At 40.8% G+C, this 19,684-nt stretch carries 19 protein-coding genes; 7 read left to right on the top strand and 12 right to left on the bottom strand.

Annotated elements, in window-relative coordinates:
• Nucleotides 1-44: 44 nt before the first annotated feature.
• Nucleotides 45-782 (bottom strand): FadR/GntR family transcriptional regulator, encoded by a 738-nt coding sequence (locus ACFFUV_RS01280; protein WP_390189114.1) that lies wholly within the window; start codon nucleotides 780-782, stop codon nucleotides 45-47.
• A gap of 557 nt (nucleotides 783-1,339) precedes the next feature.
• Here ACFFUV_RS01280 and choW point away from each other — a divergent pair.
• Entirely contained in the window at nucleotides 1,340-2,176 is an 837-nt protein-coding gene (gene choW, locus ACFFUV_RS01275) for a choline ABC transporter permease subunit (RefSeq protein ID WP_390191794.1), read from the top strand.
• A gap of 129 nt (nucleotides 2,177-2,305) precedes the next feature.
• On the opposite strand, the gene ACFFUV_RS01270 is transcribed toward choW, so the two are convergent.
• A complete protein-coding gene (locus ACFFUV_RS01270; RefSeq protein ID WP_258515054.1) occupies nucleotides 2,306-2,653 on the bottom strand; it encodes a MarR family transcriptional regulator in 348 nt (115 codons plus the stop codon).
• Between the two features lie 51 nt (nucleotides 2,654-2,704).
• Nucleotides 2,705-3,055 (bottom strand): hypothetical protein, encoded by a 351-nt coding sequence (locus tag ACFFUV_RS01265; RefSeq protein WP_113606102.1) that lies wholly within the window; start codon nucleotides 3,053-3,055, stop codon nucleotides 2,705-2,707.
• Nucleotides 3,056-3,268: 213 nt separating this feature from the next.
• Between ACFFUV_RS01265 and ACFFUV_RS01260 the strand changes: the two genes are divergently transcribed.
• Entirely contained in the window at nucleotides 3,269-4,312 is a 1,044-nt protein-coding gene (locus tag ACFFUV_RS01260; protein WP_390189113.1) for an IS110 family RNA-guided transposase, read from the top strand.
• 479 nt (nucleotides 4,313-4,791) lie between these two features.
• Here ACFFUV_RS01260 and ACFFUV_RS01255 read toward each other — a convergent pair whose 3' ends face one another.
• Nucleotides 4,792-5,301, bottom strand: a complete 510-nt coding sequence (locus ACFFUV_RS01255) for a ClbS/DfsB family four-helix bundle protein (RefSeq protein ID WP_217541725.1) — start codon at nucleotides 5,299-5,301, stop codon at nucleotides 4,792-4,794.
• A gap of 137 nt (nucleotides 5,302-5,438) precedes the next feature.
• On the opposite strand from ACFFUV_RS01255, the gene ACFFUV_RS01250 reads away from it, so the two are divergent.
• Entirely contained in the window at nucleotides 5,439-5,627 is a 189-nt protein-coding gene (locus ACFFUV_RS01250; protein WP_390189112.1) for a hypothetical protein, read from the top strand.
• 659 nt (nucleotides 5,628-6,286) lie between these two features.
• Here ACFFUV_RS01250 and ACFFUV_RS01245 read toward each other — a convergent pair.
• A complete protein-coding gene (locus ACFFUV_RS01245) occupies nucleotides 6,287-8,458 on the bottom strand; it encodes a UvrD-helicase domain-containing protein (RefSeq protein WP_390189111.1) in 2,172 nt (723 codons plus the stop codon).
• Complete coding sequence (locus ACFFUV_RS01240; protein WP_140109816.1) at nucleotides 8,443-10,470, bottom strand: ATP-dependent nuclease; 2,028 nt, start codon at nucleotides 10,468-10,470, stop codon at nucleotides 8,443-8,445. Before ACFFUV_RS01240 ends, ACFFUV_RS01245 begins: the two co-directional genes overlap by 16 nt.
• 1,001 nt (nucleotides 10,471-11,471) lie before the next feature.
• Here ACFFUV_RS01240 and ltrA point away from each other — a divergent pair.
• Entirely contained in the window at nucleotides 11,472-12,944 is a 1,473-nt protein-coding gene (gene ltrA / locus ACFFUV_RS01235) for a group II intron reverse transcriptase/maturase (RefSeq protein WP_390189110.1), read from the top strand.
• Nucleotides 12,945-13,330: 386 nt separating this feature from the next.
• Here ltrA and ACFFUV_RS01230 read toward each other — a convergent pair whose 3' ends face one another.
• Nucleotides 13,331-13,501 carry a hypothetical protein gene (locus ACFFUV_RS01230; RefSeq protein WP_171375735.1) on the bottom strand — a complete coding sequence of 57 codons (171 nt, stop codon included), beginning with the start codon at nucleotides 13,499-13,501 and terminating at the stop codon, nucleotides 13,331-13,333.
• Between the two features lie 275 nt (nucleotides 13,502-13,776).
• Here ACFFUV_RS01230 and ACFFUV_RS01225 point away from each other — a divergent pair, with 275 nt between their 5' ends.
• Nucleotides 13,777-14,202, top strand: coding sequence for an Xre family toxin-antitoxin system antitoxin (locus ACFFUV_RS01225; RefSeq protein ID WP_371720486.1), 426 nt, complete (start codon nucleotides 13,777-13,779; stop codon nucleotides 14,200-14,202).
• Between the two features lie 225 nt (nucleotides 14,203-14,427).
• Here ACFFUV_RS01225 and ACFFUV_RS01220 read toward each other — a convergent pair whose 3' ends face one another.
• Nucleotides 14,428-14,757 (bottom strand): MbcA/ParS/Xre antitoxin family protein, encoded by a 330-nt coding sequence (locus ACFFUV_RS01220; protein WP_390189109.1) that lies wholly within the window; start codon nucleotides 14,755-14,757, stop codon nucleotides 14,428-14,430.
• Nucleotides 14,758-15,017: 260 nt separating this feature from the next.
• On the opposite strand from ACFFUV_RS01220, the gene ACFFUV_RS01215 reads away from it, so the two are divergent.
• Nucleotides 15,018-15,353, top strand: coding sequence for a helix-turn-helix domain-containing protein (locus tag ACFFUV_RS01215; RefSeq protein ID WP_104027213.1), 336 nt, complete (start codon nucleotides 15,018-15,020; stop codon nucleotides 15,351-15,353).
• Nucleotides 15,346-16,752, top strand: coding sequence for a HipA domain-containing protein (locus ACFFUV_RS01210; protein ID WP_390189108.1), 1,407 nt, complete (start codon nucleotides 15,346-15,348; stop codon nucleotides 16,750-16,752). The genes ACFFUV_RS01215 and ACFFUV_RS01210 overlap by 8 nt, the downstream gene beginning before the upstream one ends.
• A gap of 132 nt (nucleotides 16,753-16,884) precedes the next feature.
• Here ACFFUV_RS01210 and ACFFUV_RS01205 read toward each other — a convergent pair whose 3' ends face one another.
• The 4 genes from ACFFUV_RS01205 to ACFFUV_RS01190 all read right to left on the bottom strand — a co-directional run bounded on the left by ACFFUV_RS01205 (nucleotide 16,885) and on the right by ACFFUV_RS01190 (nucleotide 19,678).
• A complete protein-coding gene (locus tag ACFFUV_RS01205; RefSeq protein ID WP_238115999.1) occupies nucleotides 16,885-17,604 on the bottom strand; it encodes an AbiU2 domain-containing protein in 720 nt (239 codons plus the stop codon).
• 134 nt (nucleotides 17,605-17,738) lie between these two features.
• On the bottom strand, nucleotides 17,739-18,341 hold the full coding sequence (locus ACFFUV_RS01200) for a hypothetical protein (protein WP_238115998.1): 603 nt from the start codon (nucleotides 18,339-18,341) through the stop codon (nucleotides 17,739-17,741).
• 146 nt (nucleotides 18,342-18,487) lie between these two features.
• Entirely contained in the window at nucleotides 18,488-19,105 is a 618-nt protein-coding gene (locus tag ACFFUV_RS01195; RefSeq protein ID WP_239886626.1) for a plasmid pRiA4b ORF-3 family protein, read from the bottom strand.
• Between the two features lie 225 nt (nucleotides 19,106-19,330).
• On the bottom strand, nucleotides 19,331-19,678 hold the full coding sequence (locus ACFFUV_RS01190; protein WP_390189106.1) for a hypothetical protein: 348 nt from the start codon (nucleotides 19,676-19,678) through the stop codon (nucleotides 19,331-19,333).
• Between the last annotated feature and the right edge of the window lie 6 nt (nucleotides 19,679-19,684).

Below are 19,684 nucleotides of genomic sequence, written 5' to 3'. Positions count from 1 at the left end.
TATCTGTTTGCTCAAGCAATGAGTGCCCGACAAAAAATGAATTCTTAGTTCGAACGTCGATCAAGACATTCCTGCAACAATAAGTAGTGTCGACTAATCGAAGCCTGTAGCTTGATTGGCTCTTTATTGATGATCTGCTCTGCGGTGTAACGCCAGTTGGCTACTGCTTTGATAAGAAAGTCAGCATCGGTATAAAGATTGTTGTCATAAGAGCCAAAACCTTGCTGCATCGCGTGCATTACCCATTCAAAAACAGGGTTTCCTGCCATCTCCGCCAGTAAAACGTTCAATTGTCGATCCGTTTCGATCAGCTCAGAAAAATCTAACGAACTTAGCCCGGCAATACTTTCTAAGCGATCAACCAATAACAGCATCTGGGCTTGCTGCTCTTTCGTTGCACGTGACATTGCCAGCAATGCAATAGTCTGATCCATGCTTTCTCTGAACTCAGCAATTTGGTGCGCACCGATACTTTTTTGCTTGAGAAACAAAGCCAGTGACTCACTAATGTTCGAGACATCGACCTGCTTAATGAATGCGCCACCTTTCGGTCCTTTACGAATCGCCACCAGACCTTTCTGCTTTAGCGCTCTGATCGCCTCACGGATGACACCGCGCCCAGTACCAAACTGAGCTTGTAGATCTCTTTCACTTGGAAGACTGTCACCGGGGCGTAGTGTCTCATTAAGGATCGCGGATTCGATCTGAAGAGCGATATCTTCACTCGCACGCCCAATCTGAGCCGGCGAGAACAACCCATCTACTGTCGATTTATTTGTCACCAGTTTTTACCTATTTGCTTTGCTACATCCATATTGGTACTACCAATAGACTAGCAATCTGACGAATACCTTTGCAAACATGGAAAATTTATAAAAAAATTGCCAATTGGTACTACCTTTAGCTCCATAACTCAATTAACCACTTGATTTGTAATGATTTTAAAAGACCGCGTTTTAAGTCATACAGTTAGTTAGAGAACGAAACGAAATAATGAAAAACACACCCATACTTCTCAAATAAACCTTCCATATCAATAACTTAAAATTTTTATAAAAATATTTAATTAGTTTCTAGTCAAAATATTTAAATTTGCCATATTCCATAACATATGTAAGGGTATTAAATTGTTTGTCGAAATAATTGATTGTTTCACTGTGAAGATTTCTAAGTTCAATGGGGTAAGTGTGGTGCTTAAGATTGCTTCAGGAGGAGGCACCACTTTCCCGGGTATCGGTCAACAATCAGTAGTCATTTCCGCTTATCACTACCCTGATAAGTAATACACAGACCTGTAAATTTTTAATGGATATTGAACCAAAACACCTAAGGAGTAATGGTGAACTTTATAACCGGTTATAAAATTCCCGTTGGTAACTGGATGACGAATATTGTCGACTGGTTGACGGAGCATGGGGCTAGCTTTTTTGACAATATCTCATATGGACTAGAATCCGTTATCATGTCATTGGTTAACTTGATGAAATGGTTTCCACCGATAAGCTTCATTGCGATAGCCGCCCTCCTTGCCTGGTATCTTCATTGTAGTGCACCTTTAGCCATGTTTGTGACTTCTGCTCTATTACTCATCTTGAACTTGGGATATTGGTCTGAGATGTTAGAAACCTTGGTAATGGTTTTGGCCGCCACTTTTATTTCTGTACTCATTGGTGTTCCGGTTGGCATTATGGCTGCGCACCGAAAATGGCTCAATGTCATGCTCAGGCCCGTATTGGACTTAATGCAGACGATTCCAACGTTCGTTTATCTGATACCCACGCTTGTTCTATTTGGTCTGGGTGTCGTTCCCGGTTTGATATCTACCATGATCTTTTCGATCGTGGCACCAATCCGACTGACCTGCCTGGGCATCAGTGAAGTACCGGAAGAACTGATAGAAGTGGGCCGCGCATTTGGGGCGAGTAAGATGAAACTATTGTTCAAAGTCGAGCTTCCTGCTGCGATGCCAAGTATTATGGCCGGTATCACCCAGTGTATTATGTTGTCTCTATCGATGGTGGTTATCGCTGCATTAGTAGGCGCAGACGGTCTGGGCAAACCTGTAATCCGTGCTTTAAATACGGTTAATATCGCTCAGGGCTTTGAAGCTGGGCTCGCCATTGTTTTGGTTGCAATTATCTTGGATAGAATGTGTAAAGCGCCTGTCAAAAGTTAAAATCGACTGCTCTTAAACCAGTTTGATTGTACCGGGTAATACATCAAATTGATCGCTCTTACTGGATCGGGCTTAACTACTCGATGTAACTTTCCAAGGGGGCTTCTGCTCCCTTTTTAGTGATTGGAATTACCAAGTTTCTTTAAACAGTGCTTTTACTTGGCGATAGTTTTCAACACCTAGTTTCTCTTCGAGCTCCATTTCGAGTTCGTTCTTAATATGACTGACTTGTTCACCAAACTGTTTACCCGATTGTGTAAGTGTGATGATTTTCTCCCTACGATTAGATGCAGAAGTCGTCAACTCTACCAAATTAAGCGATTCAAGATTCTTAACATGCTTATGAGCGGCTTGACGACTAATGTTCATGTATCGAGCCGATTCACTCACACTCATCGCATTAAATTGAACTAGGCTAATTAGGTAGATATCCATTTCAGAAAAAGTCAGCTCAAAATGGCTTTCAATCCGCTGCATTGTTTCCTGGCGAAACTGTTTATGTTTTTCACTAATTTGTTATGCTCGTGCTCAAAGAAATTGAAGGACTAAACAAGCTATAAACGCTGGCAGACCGGCTATAAAGAAAACTAAACCTACCTGGTAGTTCATTCGATAGTGCTCGCGTTCGTCTTTTTCGAAATCATGCCCTTCTACCATTTTATAGACTTTGTCTGTTCTAGGATCATCTAACCGAGTAGTCTTACTATGGATACCACCTTCCCACATTAGCTTCGCCAAAACCCATATGACGATGACAACAAAGAAAAGAAAGTCGACCAACTGAGTCGTAGCAAAGAATGGAACAAACTGGGCTAGAGCGATAACAACAAGAACCGCTGAGAGGTTAATTAGAACCACTTTTTTGAGTAAATCGAGCAAAGTACCTCCTAGAGCATAACGCCGCGTTAAGTAGTGAGCAACGCAGATCACCCTACCTAAACTATTGTGCCGTAATCACTAAAGCTGCATCAAACCGAAAATGCCAAGCGTTGGGAATCCGTCTTAAACGCTTTGATACTCATTGAGCCTCCTCCTCCAACTTAGCCTCTCGACTAAGCTGGAAGGCGACGAAACCAAAACGGAGAAGACTCTATGAGATTCTATAACAAGCAGCATAACTATTACTGTGGCATTGATCTGCATGCTCGCCTACTTTACGTCTGTATTCTCGATTCACTTGGCAATAAAGTTCTGCACAAGAAGATTGATGCTGATCCCGATGCGCTACTTGAGTTAATTACGCCTTATCAAGATAACATCGTCATCGGTGTAGAGTGCATGCATTGCTGGTATTGGGTAAGCGATCTTTGCCTCGATTACGCATTTGACTTTGTACTCGGTCATGCTCTCTACATGAAAGCGATTCACGGTGGTAAAACTAAGAACGATCGTATTGATTCATACAAAATTGCTTCTCTGCTTCGTGGAGGTAACTTCCCTATTGCGTATGTTTACCCCAAAGCAATGCGGGCAACACGAGATTTACTGCGACGAAGAACTAAAATCATGCGTCATGGTGCTGATTTGAAAGCCCATGTCTCCAATACATTTAGCCAGTACAACCTCCAAAACCCCAATGTGCAATTACGCTATCCTTGTGCTCGTGAGCAAGTGCGTAATCAGTTCGGTGAACCCTCAATCAATCGAAGTATCGACATGGATTTAAATGTCATCGCTTTTTACACCAAGGAGCTGGCGAGTGTAGAACACTTTATAGAGAAAACCGCCAAGCAACATAGCGCTCACGATTATCAACTCATTCAAACCGTGCCTGGTATTGGCCGCATTCTCGCCCTCACCATCTTGTATGAAATTGGGAATATCGAACGCTTCCCGTCGGTACAGAACTTCGCTTCTTACTCACGACTAGTCAAATGCAAAGCCGAATCGGCGGGTAAACAAAAAGGAACGAATGGCAACAAGATTGGTAACGCTTATTTAAAATGGGCGTTCTCTGAAGCCGCGGTTCTCTATTTACGTGGCAATGAACCCGCGAAGAAATACATTCAACGCCTGCAAAAACGCATGAGCAAAGCCAAGGCGCTGTCGGCGCTTGCTCATAAATTAGGTCGATGTGTCTACTTCATGTTGAGGAACAAAACGGTATTTGATGAAAAACGATTTTTACCTGAATAAGTCGCACAATGAAGTGAGCTGAACGTCTAACTGGTGCTGAGTAAGAACACGTTACTGACACAAGTTTAGTGGGATTTAAGCCCGATCAAGTCAGTTGTGTCAGGCAGTCCAAGTCCTCTTGCTTTGATTAGCCACTTCATTGGTGCGCACCCATAATATACCAACGAACAGCAAAGTTGCTTACACCTAGGCTGAGCCTGAAGATAACTGGAAAACAACGACCTTGGAAAGGCATTGTTTAGCCTTCTTTTTGAATAGCGCCAGTCAGGGTTAACCGATAAATGTCTAGTGACCCTATGAAAAGCCATAGGCAGCGGAGAGACCGTAATAAGAGATCCTCTATATGTGTTTGTCGTAAGCAATGCTCGATGACCGAAATGACAAAGCGAAGTAGATAACTTTGTTGTTCGAGAAGGGTTGGCTGCTAACGCAGCCAAAGGAACAGTATTGTCTATTGACAGGCAGAAGGCTCATATGTGTTATGTGAATTTTCGATTGAAACGCCGAACTTTTGTACGCACATTTTTCATAGGTGATGACGTATTAAACTGAATCATGCGCCCCAAAGTCCATTGTTCATACCACGCAACACCATATAAATCATGATTACTTAAGCTTGAAATGAGTAAAAGGATCTCATTAATCGTAGACTCAAGTTCAATGAGTAAATCATTGTATTTCCACTCACGATACTCTTCGTGGAAGCTTTCAGCGAGTAAGCCTAATTGGTTCCATTTATAACCAGTTTCTGGAAAATCTACATGTTGGTGTCGAGATCTTAGCTGATGCCATTTAAGAACCAGTTTTCCCCAACCAATCAAATAAGCCACTGTATCACTAACACTAATGACCGTACCTTTCACGTTTCCTTCTACTCCAGATTTGCGAGCTTTACTTTCCGGAATTGAACGATAGTCAGCCATGAGTTTCGGAAATATTGAGTTTATGGCTAACTCTAATTCATCCTTATTTTTTGGCACAGAAGACATTTTGATCTCCATTCACATAACGCCCGCCTAAGGGGCTGACAACGCAAACAACCGCACTAAAACTAACCAGCCGCAACCTCAAAACTCATTAAAGCCAAAAGTGGCGAGCGTTGGAAGTCCCGCTTGAGGCGTTTGTTATGCAACATTTACCAAATAATTCAAAACATTACCAAAGAACAGCATTAGCAGATATTTTTCAACTTACACGAAAAGTCAGCATTGACCCAATAGAAAAACGTCGGCAGCAACAAAAGCCTCTTGATTCTGCGGATCATAACTATAGACAAGCTGAACGCAAACCCGTTTTACCAGTAAGTGCTGAATAAAGACTCGAAGAACAAGAAGCCAAGGACTAAATCAATATAGATAAAACTGATATTACAAACTGACAAATAACTAATTTAAACAATGAGTTAAAAGTAACCATCGAATAAATTAGAAACCAGAATCACAATATAATAAAGCATAGAAACAGCTTAATGATCGCTTTTCTTTACTGTTGCATAACGTTTATTAGGCGACACATAGTCGTCTTTCATCCTTCGATAGTGCAGTCTTTTTCATATTAACTCAACTGATAATCAATAAGTTATACCACATGAAGGGAAGTTAGACTGCAAGATGTCTCCTAATGACGAGAATGAACAATTATCAACTCCATCGAATAACTTTTAGTAGGGTAAACGCACGCCCCCTAAATGTGTAGAGTATTAGCTCTGAACGATTTTGGGGCAATTATCAGTTGGTGCAATCACGCTAGCTTCATGGTTATTGATTAGATTTTGTAGGGGGAATGGTTTGTACTGTGAGGTTGATTTGCAGTTGGGTATCGGCAATAACCTGTAGAGTTTATTTAAACATCTTGGTTGACCATTGACTGCAACAGGCTGATGTACACTCGACTTCTCTGCACGTCTCAAGTACGTCCCTGTAGACTCAACTCTGGCATCCCTGCCAGAGTGATCCTCGAATCCGAGAGTACCAATTATTGGTGTGAGCCATGTACACAGAGTGATGGTTGTCGTGGCTTTTGTAAATTAACAGGCACGAGATTATCAAAGTAGTTCTCTATATTTGCCAATTCGCCAGAACTATCTAGAAGCCGTACACAACGTAAATTTTTCTTTGCTCTGGAACACGCCACATATAGCAGTTTTCTTGTGAGGGCTTGCCTAGCCGGATTATCTGTCTCCGACCTAAAGCAACTTCCAAAATCATACTTGGACCAATTGAATTCATCTAAAACCACAACAACATTTTCAATGCCAGTTCCTTTAGTTTTATGCATTGTCATGAAGTTGCTGTCGTCGCCTTCATATTTGTAAAATGCTAAGACCTCGTTGAAGCTCAGATCACTACCAAACAATCCAGAATAGAATTTTTCACTCAGAACATCTTTTGCTAGTTGATCGTAGTGCTCCTCAATCGCTTCAACTGTCAAATCAGTACCATTATTCTGGTTAATATAGTCACACATTTGCTTCTTCGTATTACATCCAGATTCTTGTAATTTCTTGAAAGCATAAATGTTGTTATCTTTATCAATCCTTTCCAGCTCGCTATCCTTGCGTTTAAGATAAGATTGATGGCTTTCGGATAACGAGATAAGTCCAGCAATAACAGCTCGATTCATGACAGTATAGGCCGCTTCATTAGACGAAGATAGCTCTTGGAGCATATGATGCAGTTCTCTTTTATCTTGCTTAGTTTTAATGAACAAACCTTGTTTCTTCAACAATCCTATCAGCTTGTTGTATGCACGATTGTCATCAGCCGAGCTATTAAAAAGTTGCAGTAATTCAGCAAGTTGACCGAATTGAAGTCTATCGAGGTGTTTTTTTATCTCTTCCCGTGTATCACGGAACCTGCCATCAAACAGCTCATACAAATTTCCGAAACTAGCATCACGAGCCACCGATTTATTGGGGAGCTTCAATAACACATTCTCCCCAATATCAGCCTGAGCGCAAACAACTAAATCTTCCAGCCTCCGAGAAATATCAAGTTTATACTCCTCCAATTGCTGGTCATATTGAGCCTTTGCAATTTGGTACACACTTTTGATTTCATCAGAATCACTTTTTTTGGGAGAGGCTGGTTTTTCTGGCGAAGGAGGCTTGATTGAATAGTAAAAGGTTGCAGATCCCTCTCGTTCTTCAGCAGTTTCCATTATTCCATTGGTTTCCTTTAGAGCGACTTTCTGAGTCAAACCATCAGAACGAAATTTGTTCGCGACATCAATTACTTGACGTGAGCAGCGAAAATTGTCTTCTTTTTCAATTAACGTTAACTGCCCGTCATCTATAAACCTTTTTGCCGAACCTATCCCACCTTCGTAAATTGCTTGTTCACTGTCACCGAACAAACCTATGGTTAGCCCTTTGTCAGGAGTAGAGTAAATCAATGAATGAATAATATTTTCGTCAGTATCCTGATATTCATCGATAAATATACAGTCATATTTGTCGCGAACGATTCTCCCAAAAATAGAATACTGACTAAATAGCAGCGCAGCTATTTTGATAAGACCATCATGCCCAAAAGTGGCACTTTTAAAGCTATCAAATGGCGTGTCATTATATACAACCTCATTGAAATGATGTTGCTTGATAGTTTCTGCTATCGCTTCATTTAGCTGCTCAATATCATTATTTAACGATGTATTAAATGAGCTAGGATCTTTGTCATATTCACGCTTTCCAGTGACTTTTGCTGTACCTTCTTGTAATACGATAGAGCGCCTATTAGCCAAAGATTCGTGCAGTGCTTTAAATCTCTTATGCTCTTCAGTCTTTCTAGTCTTATCATCACCATTGTAATGATCAATACCCAACTCCTCGAATAAAGGAAGGTAAAAGAGCTCTGGGAGTAGTTTTAAAAGATTACGTTTGTATGGTTTAATAAGCTTACTAATAAACGAATGGATTGTAGATATTTCAATCCCTGAACCCACACGTTCGACTATTTCATCAACAGCTTTATTAGTATGAGTAATACAAACAATTTTCTTATCAGGGTGATTTTCAGAACAAAACCTGACTGTTCGTTTTAACGTTTCTGTCTTACCGCTCCCAGCACCACCTTGTAAAACAAAGGATTGTTCAAGCTCTATACATTCTTTTATCTTTTCTAAGGGTGTACTTACTGACTGATCCATTTCAGCCCCTCATTAATATACTCTGGTGTTACCCAGTCAGCCTTCCCCGTAAGACCCAAATAGAGTAAGGATGCTGCAAAGTCGGATTTTTTATCAATCACTCTATCTGTCAATTTAAAGATGTTTACAGTATCTATTTCTTCAATCTCATCCTTATTCTTCAGCCCTAAAACTTCACTATTAGCGCAAGCCCTCTTTAATTCAGCTTTATTAGAATTAAAAAATGCATCCTCAAAAGATCTTGCTTGATAACCATGTTCTTCCGTCTGATAAGCGACTTTTACACAGCCCGCAGTCTCAGTTAATTCTCCGCGTTTTAGTTTGTTGAACCATTCAGGAAAACCTGCGTCTTTTAGATCGGGGGCAGAAAAGAAATGCTTCAACGTTTCATTACTGGTATGAGAAGAATCGGAAACCGGGCATGCCACATACGAAGTCCTATCTTTGCCATTTATATCTGGTTTTACATCTTGCTTTGTCGAATCTAGATCTGTCAGGATTAGTGATTTAATACCAATAAATTCTAAAAACGGCGCGAAGGCTTTAGCATTTGCCCCAGCCTCTATTATTGAAATATTCTGCGAAGATATTGGCTGACTTTCGTCACCACATTTTTCATCATACTTTTTGATAAACCAAGGTAGAAGAATCCTCTCCGTAGTACCTTCGATAAAAATTGCTTTGTCTGCGAAGAATAGCTCCGCATTTTGAATTTTAAGATACTGTTCTAAAAACTGGTATAACTTTGCGCCCTCATCTCCTTGTTCTGCTTTATATTTTCGTGCAAGCTCAGTATGAAAGTTCCTAAATTCAACATTTAAGTTTTCATGCTTTAAAAGGTATCGAATATCTTCAAAGTCAGAATTAGCAACTATATAAGATGAATGGGTGGTAATTACGGCCTGTAGCCCCTGTATTTCACTTACTACTTCTCGAATCTTTTTTGAGAAAATTGATTGCATTTGGGGGTGAGTGTGCGCTTCGGGCTCCTCGATAAATAACAAATTAATGTCTGATGAGGACGCCTCGAACTCCTGCTTCATCATCTCTATCTTAAGCAAGAGGTATAGAATATTTAAATAACCAAGACCATTAAGATTTTCAGGAAGATGATCCTCCGTTGTCCCATAAATTACCTTAGAAGAAGAACCTATTAGTGAACTCGCTTCAATGTCTGAAATTACTTTCAAACCATCCAAATTGAGAAATTTTGCCGCACTTGATAAAAATCCACTAAAAACATCTGAATACTGCGTTTCTAAACCTTTATCTATATCAATTAATGCGGTTCTAACTTGTTCCAGACGTTCATCATCCGTGTCGTTTAATTTCTTAAAAAACTGTGTTGTTACGGTAGACAGCGGACTTTTACCAGTTTCATCTGAACTGGCAACATTTCTTCTAGCGTGTATTACTTGAAAATTGATAAGGTTACAAACATCTTTAAACTCTTTTTCTTCTAACTCCTCTCGGTTCTGCAGGTAATAGGGTCTATCTCCCTCATATCCCGAATCATCGTAGGCATATATTGAGGTTTTTATAAACTTACTGACATTTCTCTCTATGAAGCTCCTTTTTTCGGTAAGATATTTTTCCTCATCAGCACCATCTTTTTTTGTTGGTATTCGATTAAGTAAAGTATCTCGGTCTATGCGAGCTTCAAACATGATGTTGATGGTTGATTTATCTGGATCTAAATCCAGCATAAAGTCGGAAATATTCTTTAGATTGTCTTCATCTGCATACTCTACAGATATACATAGCCTTATGCTCAACTCATCTATATCTGTTTCCTCAGATATATCATAGAGCTTACTTCTTACAGAGACAGGCAAATCACTGAAACTAAATGACGGATTTGGCTTGGATAGAAATTTTTCGAGTAAAACTACAAAAGATGTTTTACCTGTATTGTTTTTTCCCACTATCAACGTCAGGCCATCCGTCATATCTAACATACTGTTTTGAAGTAACCGAAAGTTTTCAACTTTTATACTTTTTATTCTCATCATTCTTCAACGCTAACGCTATTGCCTCAAGATTGTTATTAGGGCTTGTTTTATCTCAGTCAAGTATGTGTTTCGTAAACCTTTCATGATTCCAGCACTTCCTTAACGCCGAAAGGCTACTCACTAAATTAGGTTTTATTTAATGGATTGAAACTAGCAGAACACTGAGAGACTTTCTGTTGGTAATGTCTTGTTTTAAATAAAAATTCAATACGGTTTTGACATCGTGGGCAAATCCATTAAACAGAGTTAATGGAATACACCAGCCCCGTCCAACACAACCGAAGACGTTGCAGAAAATTGCGTAGCAAGGCATAGCTTGGTAACTAAAACCGCCACTCCACCACATAGCCTTGCGGATTAGGTTTTATAAGGCAAAATCCCACTAAATAATAACAATGGAGCATTTGCGCTAAACGATATTGGGGCGTGCGACATGAGGTCGTATGCAGCGCTGTCCATCGCGTTAAGAATGGACCATCTGTATCACCAGATGAACCTAGGAGCCTGAATTAAGTAGCGGCTCTGACAATGTAACGAAGACAAGAAACTATCTTGTCGGGAGCTAAATCGCGAGAGAAAGCTCCTCCTGATAACCACATAAATCGGGTGAGTGCTAGGTAGGTAGTATGGTGAACAAACGTGAATCCGCATAAGATGCGTTATATCATAAGCAGCGGAAGTGGTTTTTACGCTGTCGCCAAAAGGCACTAAGAGCAGGAAAGAGATTGCCCCATGCTCTTTCGTGATCGACACGCTCTTCGCATTATAGCGGGCACCTAACCTACCATTGCGTTGCATACGGAACATGGTAAGCCTGTATTACTCCCTCTGGGAAAGCCGAAGTGGCCGATAGTGATGCAGGTAGAGGAGGTTGGAAAAAGCAAAGGCTGCATTGTAACGATGCAGATACAGACTTGTGTCTGGTCACGAAAGTGAGCCCACTTCCAACTGGTCTCTCGTTGCGAGAGAGTTTGAAGAACTTTATTAAGGAAGAAAAGCAAATGATGATTTCGAATGGGATTAGTGCATCTTCTGACAGTGCACAGTGGCAATCCATTAACTGGAAGGCCGTAGAGGCAAACGTCTTAAAGCTTCAAATGCGTATCGCAAAGGCAACTAGAGACGGTAAGCACGGTAAAGCAAAAGCATTGCAGTGGATACTGACTCACTCTCGCTCAGCAAAACTTCTTGCTGTTAAGCGAGTCTCTCAAAATAAAGGCAGTAAAACGCTTGGAATAGACGGCGTTGTCTGGAACACAGACACACGTCGTATGAAAGCGGCAAATCAACTGAGTCGGAAAGCTTATCGAGCAAAACCACTCAAGCGTATCTACATCCCCAAAAAGAACGGTAAACTCAGGCCACTGGGTATTCCATGCATGATTGACAGAGCCCAACAAGCTCTTCATCTTCTAGCATTAGAACCTGTGTCCGAAACGCTTGCCGACCCTAATAGTTATGGCTTCAGACCAAATCGAAGCACGGCTGACGCTGTCAGTCAGTGTTTCAAATGTTTGGCTCTAAAGCGATCAGCTAAATGGGTTCTTGAAGGAGATATCAAAGCTTGCTTCGATAAAATCGGGCATCAGTGGCTGATGGATAACATCGCCATCGATAAACGGATGCTGGAGCAATGGCTAAAGTCTGGCTTTGTAGACAAAGGGCTGTTTTACGACACCGACGAAGGCACGCCTCAAGGCGGGATTATATCCCCCACCTTGATGTTGATGACGTTATCGGGTCTCGAACAGCGCATTAAGTCTACCGCGCTTAAGAAAGGCGCAAGAGCTAACTTTATTGGATATGCCGACGATTTCGTCGTCACCTGCGCTTCAAAGGAAGTGTTGGAGAACGATATCAAACCATTGATTGCTGACTTTTTAGTGGTACGAGGCTTAACGTTATCCGAAGAGAAAACGCACATTACTCACATCAACGACGGTTTTGACTTCCTTGGGTTCAACCATAGGAAGTACAAAGGAAAACTGCTCATCAAACCGAGCAAGGCCAACACGTTGACGTTCCTAAGTAACCTGCGCGGACTCATCAAAAAGCACGTTACCCTACCGGTGAACGACCTTATCAAACTGATTAACCCAAAGCTTAGAGGGTGGTCGAACTATTATCGCCACTGCGTAGCTAAACAGGTATTCAGTTATGTCGGTCACAAACTATTTCATGCGTTATGGCATTGGGCTAAAAGGCGACATCCGACAAAATCTAGAACTTGGATCGCCTTGAAATACTTCATCAACCGAAAAGGCCAATGGCAGTTTCACGGTTGGCAGAAGAGAAAGGATATGGATTGCCAGTTTAATCTTTTCCAGATAGCTACAGTGCCGATAGAAAGACATGTGAAGATCCGAAGCGCAGCGACACCTTTCGACCCTCAATACCAAGAATACTTGGGAAAGAGGAAACACAAAAGGCTAGCTCGTAATTCTTGGATTGAAACTGTTCTCACTGCTTTATAAGTTGCTGGGTATCACTTGATGCCTTTGTAGAGGCTTGAGCCTAGTGCAGTGAAAGTTGCACGCTGGGTTCTCAGGGAGACGACACTTGGTAACAAGTGTCGTCCACCCGACAAAGGTGAGTTTGCGGTGAACTTTTCTTGCACACCTCTGGACACTATCTGCAATCGAAACAAACGGGGCGTCCACATATGGCAAAAAATGATATCCAACCACTAGTATTGCCTGTCTTTGTATTTCCCAAAAGCTTGAGTTAGTAGGTAGGAGTAATAACCGTAAATTTAACCTCATTTACGGTTGAATCTGGATTTCCCAGAAAACTGGCATGAATGGCGGTAAGATTAACCGAAAATTTAATAAAATTTACGGTTGAATCAGGTGATTGGTTGTTAACGCTGGTATTTTTTCTTCAGCTTTTTTAGCTCTTCTGGATTGTTTTTCTCTAGCTCTTTTTCATATTCATCCATATGTTTTGAGAGCCAAATGTGAACATTTTCCGAATAGAGAGTAAAAGCACCAATAGCTAAACTCAATGCGAATATTATACTTAGAAACAACATCCTAGTCCTCTCATGTGTTGTGCCGACGCGCTAGTTCGTACTAGCTAACAACCCTATCAATTCATCAGTTGTAACTGTTTTTCATGAACCATTTTCGTTTATAACATATACAGCAATACGATACTTGGATTAGTTCTAGTGTAGCAAAACCAGCTTGCCACTAATTGGAAAGAGTATGTAGGCAACTAGCAAGCCGCGACACATTTCCGTGTTAAAGTTATCAAACTACGTCATTTGTCACCTATTGTGTAAATGTAGCTAGATTCGGAGGTTTAATGTTCAGTGCTGCTTATGAAATGCTTGGAGGTGAAAAATGCAAAGCTCAGAGCGTAATCGATAGCCTAAAAATTATTCGTCAAGGGCTTCCTGTTGAAACGCTGGATAGAGGAATGTTAACTCTTGGTCTGACTAAGACAGATTACGCGAAAATTATTGGCGTTAATCTGCGTACTCTCCAGCGAAAAATGAAAGAACCGAACGCAACGCTAAGCCCAACAGCCAGTGAACATGCTCTTATGCTTGCTGATATGGTCAAAAAAGCAGATGAGTATTTTGGTGATCGTGATGCGACATTACGCTGGTTAAATAAACCCAGTTTGGTGTTTGAAAACGAAACACCACTTTCACTCTGTGACACAAAAACCGGTATCATTCTGGTGACAGAAGAGATCAATAAGTTGAAGTACGGATATACGGCTTAACTGGAAACCTACCAATGGTCTGGTCACAAAGCCACTTTTCTGACATAGCAGGGAAAGTTGGTCTGTTTGGTTCTGCGATATAGGCTCTTAGACACACAATGATTGGGTACAAGCGTGTTAGTTCCAGCCCATATAGCGTATCTCTGCCTTACAAAGTAGGCTTCATCCGGAAAGAGATGGCCAATGGATCAACATATCAACCTGATCTTTTGAGATAAAAACATCTCAAGAAAAATCACCATACTTGATACGATTTAATGCATCTAAAACGCGTTTTAAATCGCCTTTAAGCACAACTTCTAGCGGAGTTAGACCAGATAGCGCTGGAATTGCGGAAGTTAACCATTCTGCTCTCAAACCAGAGTCCTCAAACACATCCTCCATTTGCTCTTTTAAAGTAGGGTGTTGTGAAAGAATGTACTCTATAGACTTCGACTGGGTATCATCCTCAAGTTCAACTTTGCGTAAAGTCCATGAGCCATTCGATTTGATCGCCTTCTTCCCATTGCAATTCTTCTTGCAGTATTTCTGGAATGTTGAAGAAAGCTTCACCATCACAGGTCTTCTCAATTTTAACTTTCATTGCTGCTTAGAACCTTATTCTATTCACATGGTAATTTTATGACACGCTTACTCTAGTTTAGCAAAAACAGATTGCCACTTATTGGAACGAACATACAACTAGCAAACTAAACATAAGTTACTTAAATTACACTTTTAAATAATTTCTTATACAGACACTTCAAAAGTGAGTTATAGTGAACTTATATATTGAGGCGACCCCAATAGTAACAAAAGTACATTAAAAGGCACTTATGAAAAAAGGTAAGATGGTAAAGGCACAACCTATGCCTGATTTGAATACCGAGTTCAGTATGGAAACGCTGGGAGCCGCCATTCGCTCAAAGCGCACCGATAGAGGCTGGCGTATTGATGATCTCGCTTCAAAAGCCAACTTATCTCGTAGAACAGTCATGAAAGTAGAAAAAGGCGATACCAGTGTCACCTTTGCCAATGTGCTCGTCCTCATGGACATCTTAGGGCTATCGTTACGCCTTATCGATTTAAACCTATTTGTTCGTCCACATAGCCAAATACCCTCCCAAGCTGAAAACAGCGTGAGAGGCAATGAGGACGGTTGGTATGAGTAAGTTACAACAGTTAGACGTGTTTATCGGTACGAATACCAAAATTGGTCGTTTGATTCTTCCTGTCGGAACAGAAACAGAGTTCTCATTCATCTATGAAGATGAATGGAAACACACTGGTTTCCCGATTTCGCCCCACATCCCTTTCGATGATCGGGCTTCGCCACGTAGTATTGAGAACTACCTCAGAAACCTCCTTCCTGAAGGAGAAGCCTTTGAGGAGATGATACAAAACACCACTATCTCCAAAAGCAACACTTTCGGGCTGATTCGTAAGCTTGGTGCGGAAACATCTGGCGCATTATCTTTTCGAGTTCCAGAATCAGAACCTCAAGAAACTAGTTTTAGATCTGTACCTGATGATGAACTAATAGAACGACTTGAGCGAGATTTAGCGCCATTAGTATATTGGGACGGTAAGGTTCGCCTTTCGGTTGCTGGTGTGCAAAACAAATTAAACTTACTTAAGCGCGGTGATGAATGGGGGTTTGGTGAAGGCAAATTAAGTTCGAACTACATTCTGAAGTTTGAAAGCGGTAGAGCACCGTGTATTGCTGTTAATGAGTTCTTTTGCATGACATTAGCCAAGCTAGCAGGTTTGGACGTCGCTAATGTTGAGTTAACTCGCATTGGGAACACTAGGACACTGATCATAGAGCGGTTCGATCGTGCCTATATTGAAGCTCGTGATGTCATTCAACGAAGACATGTGATTGATGGCTGTCAGGCGACTGACTTACCTCCAGGTTACAAATACGAGCGTCAGAATGGGGATGAAGGTGATGGCGTATATATGCGTGATGGTGTTTCTTTCCCACGCCTACTGTGCGTCAAAACCATAGACACGGTCATCACTAACCTAAAGCTCACCCAATGGATGCTCTTTAATCTAGCAACGCTAAACTACGATGCCCATGGTAAAAATATTAGCTTCTTCGTCACCCCTAAAGGTCTGGAACTGACCCCTTTTTATGATTTAGTAAACATAGAAGCAATCGCTCAAGAGGGAGCAAAACGCAACTCACGAAGCGGTAAATTGTCTGCTGGTGAGGGCCGTGCCGCCAGCATCCCTCAATATTTTGCAATGTCGATTGGAGATTGGGAAAGTGAAGACTTTCAAAATCCGCCGAAAGGTAACTTCAAACGCCCTATCACCAGCTATGATTTAGCTGAATTCGGCGCTCTGCTGAGTTATTCAGGCACCAAAATGGCTTCCATAATGGTAGAAACCGTTGGTGCTATAAAAAATGCTCTGAAGGAAGCGATTGACCTTACCGAAGCTCAAGGAATCGACGATGGGGAACGTGAACACATAGAGCTATGTGTGTCACTCATCCAAACAGAGTGTGAACATTTACTAAGTCAGGCCGAGAGTGTACCAGAAATGAGTGAGCTTCTTTAGTGGCTAATGCAGAAGCGAGCATTAGCAATTTATAAACCACTTTTGGACAAAAACGTGTCAGGACTAGTAACCGGAAGGTTTCTATCGGATTAGAAAAAAGTATCTTGAAGCCTTAAACGTTTGTATGGGAAATCACTTCGACCAAAACTCATTTGCTACAAACTCATGATGCTTCAAAGAGCTCTGACTATCAAAGTGAGCTTTAGTAAACAAAGAATACAACGAAAATATAATGTCATGTGATTGTTCAACAATGTCAGCAGCATCAGAATAGACCAAGCCAAAATCTGTAGCTTCAAAAGCTCTTCGACCAGCGGATTCAGTTGATTGAAACTGTTTATGCGAGATCATTTTGTTACGAGCATTATTTACTCGAATTCCAAGCTCAGAAGTAACTAGAGTTCGGTATTTTTCAATCGCTACTTCAGCCAAATTATCAAAGGCACTCATTTTTCGATTTGCTTCTTCCACACGCAAATACTCGACAGATTCATCTAAAACAGAACCATTCAATGAGACGATATTTAAATCCTTGGTGTCTGAAAACCATTTTTTAAGTTGGCTTTTAAAATTAGTGTCTTCTAACGCTTTTATAACATTATGTACGCTAGTCACTTTAGGCTGAGTATCAAACATAATTGCACGCATCTCAGACAGGACGTGCATATACAATGAGAAACGCAAAGTATTTGCGCCACTGGCAGCATAAGAACCATCCCACCGTTTCAGGTGCTCTGAGTCACCAATAAGATGAGAAAGTAGCTTTTGATTCTGGTCTGCTAAAAAGTAGGTATTCACAATACTAGAAAGCATCATTGCATTCTTATCAATTCTTTTAATTAATACGCTCATGTTTCCTCAATTTACCTAGCCCAATTAAGGGATGAACAACGCCTCCATCCAAGCCTAAAGCATTATGCCATAGCCACTAAATTTGAAGTAGAAGCAAAAATGCCAAGCGTTGTGAATTCCTCTTGAATTGATTGTTAGGTTTTTTGCATCATGTTGATAACTTGGCTTTGGATTGCATGAGTTAGAGGACTTAATTGCTGCTGAAACTCTTTCACCGCTTCAGTCCAAGAATGAGATTTGCTATTAAATTCATCGGAATTGACTAAGTTTTCAATATGATTGACTGTAGTCATTAAATTTCCAAGTAGCTCGTGGAGCCCTTCAATCTCCCAAAATGCAAAAGGATACTGCATAATTAATTTTGATAGGTCTTCAAAAGCCATAGACATCTTTTTAGCAATATCTTGTTTAGCACCAAAGTTTGTTCGCGTTCTGGAAACTACACATTTTTCAGCCCAAAACTTCAACTCTCCAATCAATTCACCAGCCTTCTCTAAATGGACAGCTTTGCGTGTATAAATATGGTTTGACGTATGTGCTTCTTTAGAGTTCGCATGATTGATAGCTGCTAACATTTCAGAGTGATTTCTATCGATGTGTTTTTCATGCCGATCATGCTTCCTGTTTATTTCTTGTTCTATTGTATTTTGTCTACGATTTAGCCTATGAACCGAAAATAAGGCTAAAATTGCTAATAGTGGAGTCACTACTTTTAGCACATCAAACAGTGCGTCCATCGATCATTTACCTCTTAAAACATAACGCCCGCTTAAGTGGTGAGCAACGCAATGCGATGTTTCCGCAGACCACCTTAATCACTAAAATCAACGCACAGTAAAAATGCCACGCGTTGCGAATCCGTCTTAAAGCGTTTGTTATATTCTTACGGTTGATAGGGCTGATTAAATGCATTACACCAGCGTAGATAAGGGTCTGAAAATTCGACTTTTTTCGGGCTAAACGCATGCTGGTCGTATGGCCAATAATTTTTTGCATGATTTTTCAGCCATTCAACTGTATCGACATATTCCTCATGGCTTTGATCGGACAATATTTCTAACACACTCTGATAACCATATAAGCCACCACTATCTTCTGGTGGACAAGCCATTTTTCCGTCTAAGCATTGAGGGAAAGTAGAATCTAAGGGAGCTAAAAACATACCAACCAAAGTGATTTCGTGATGCCAACTATCACCAAAATCATAAACATAATCAATAGTATTGCCCAGGGATGTGAAATATTTTTTGGCCGAAAGTTCCCAACCTGCAATTATACTTTCATCATGCTCTGACTCGGGAAGACCGATCCGCTTACCTTTTGTAGGACCAGCTTTTCTTGGAGAAAATTCATGTAAATGGTAATCAAGCCAACCCATTGCATCTTGAATAGCAACATGCAATTCCCAGAAGTTGTAATGATCTGGCACATCAATTTCTCGCCAAATTTCCGGTTCGCTTCCCGAAAGAGAAACTCTGAATCGAAGAATCTTTTGATGCATAATTTATAATCCTATGAATTCAAATAAAAATATAACGCCTTGTTAAGGGGTGAGCAACGCAATACCAAAGCTGCCGCATACCACCTTAAACACTAAACTCAACGCACAGTGAAAATGCCACGCGTTGCGAATCCCTCTTGAACAATTTGTTAGTTGCCAAGCCTAACACGTTGATTTTAATTTATTACCGCTTTGCTACCACCGAATTTTCGTATTTTTGTGGACTCAAATCAGGCGTAGTTTTAAAACGACTATCAATGAAACCACGTAAACAAACAACGCCGTAGAAAACGAACTGGCAACACCAAAAAGCGCTTTTGGAAAGGTAATGCCACAATGCTGACTTTCAGCCAGCAAATCGGCTTTTGAAATGGCAAACAAAACCGCTTGAAAGTTAATGAGTGGTTTCTGAAAAACGAAAACTTGGGCAAAACTCGAGACGAAAACAACGCAGAACATTAACCCTAAATTTCTACTTTGGCTGCGTTTTCCTCGTTGGCAACTAACGCTTTCTATGCGGCTTTTAGCCGCTTTGCATACTCCTACTATGCAGTCTTTATAATTACTTTTCAATTGATA

Origin of the sequence: Vibrio olivae, from assembly GCF_042428525.1 — a bacterium.
Classification (GTDB): Bacteria; Pseudomonadota; Gammaproteobacteria; order Enterobacterales; family Vibrionaceae; genus Vibrio; species Vibrio olivae.
The sequence above is the reverse complement of the archived record's forward strand: the minus strand, read 5'-3'. Positions and strand labels throughout refer to the sequence as shown.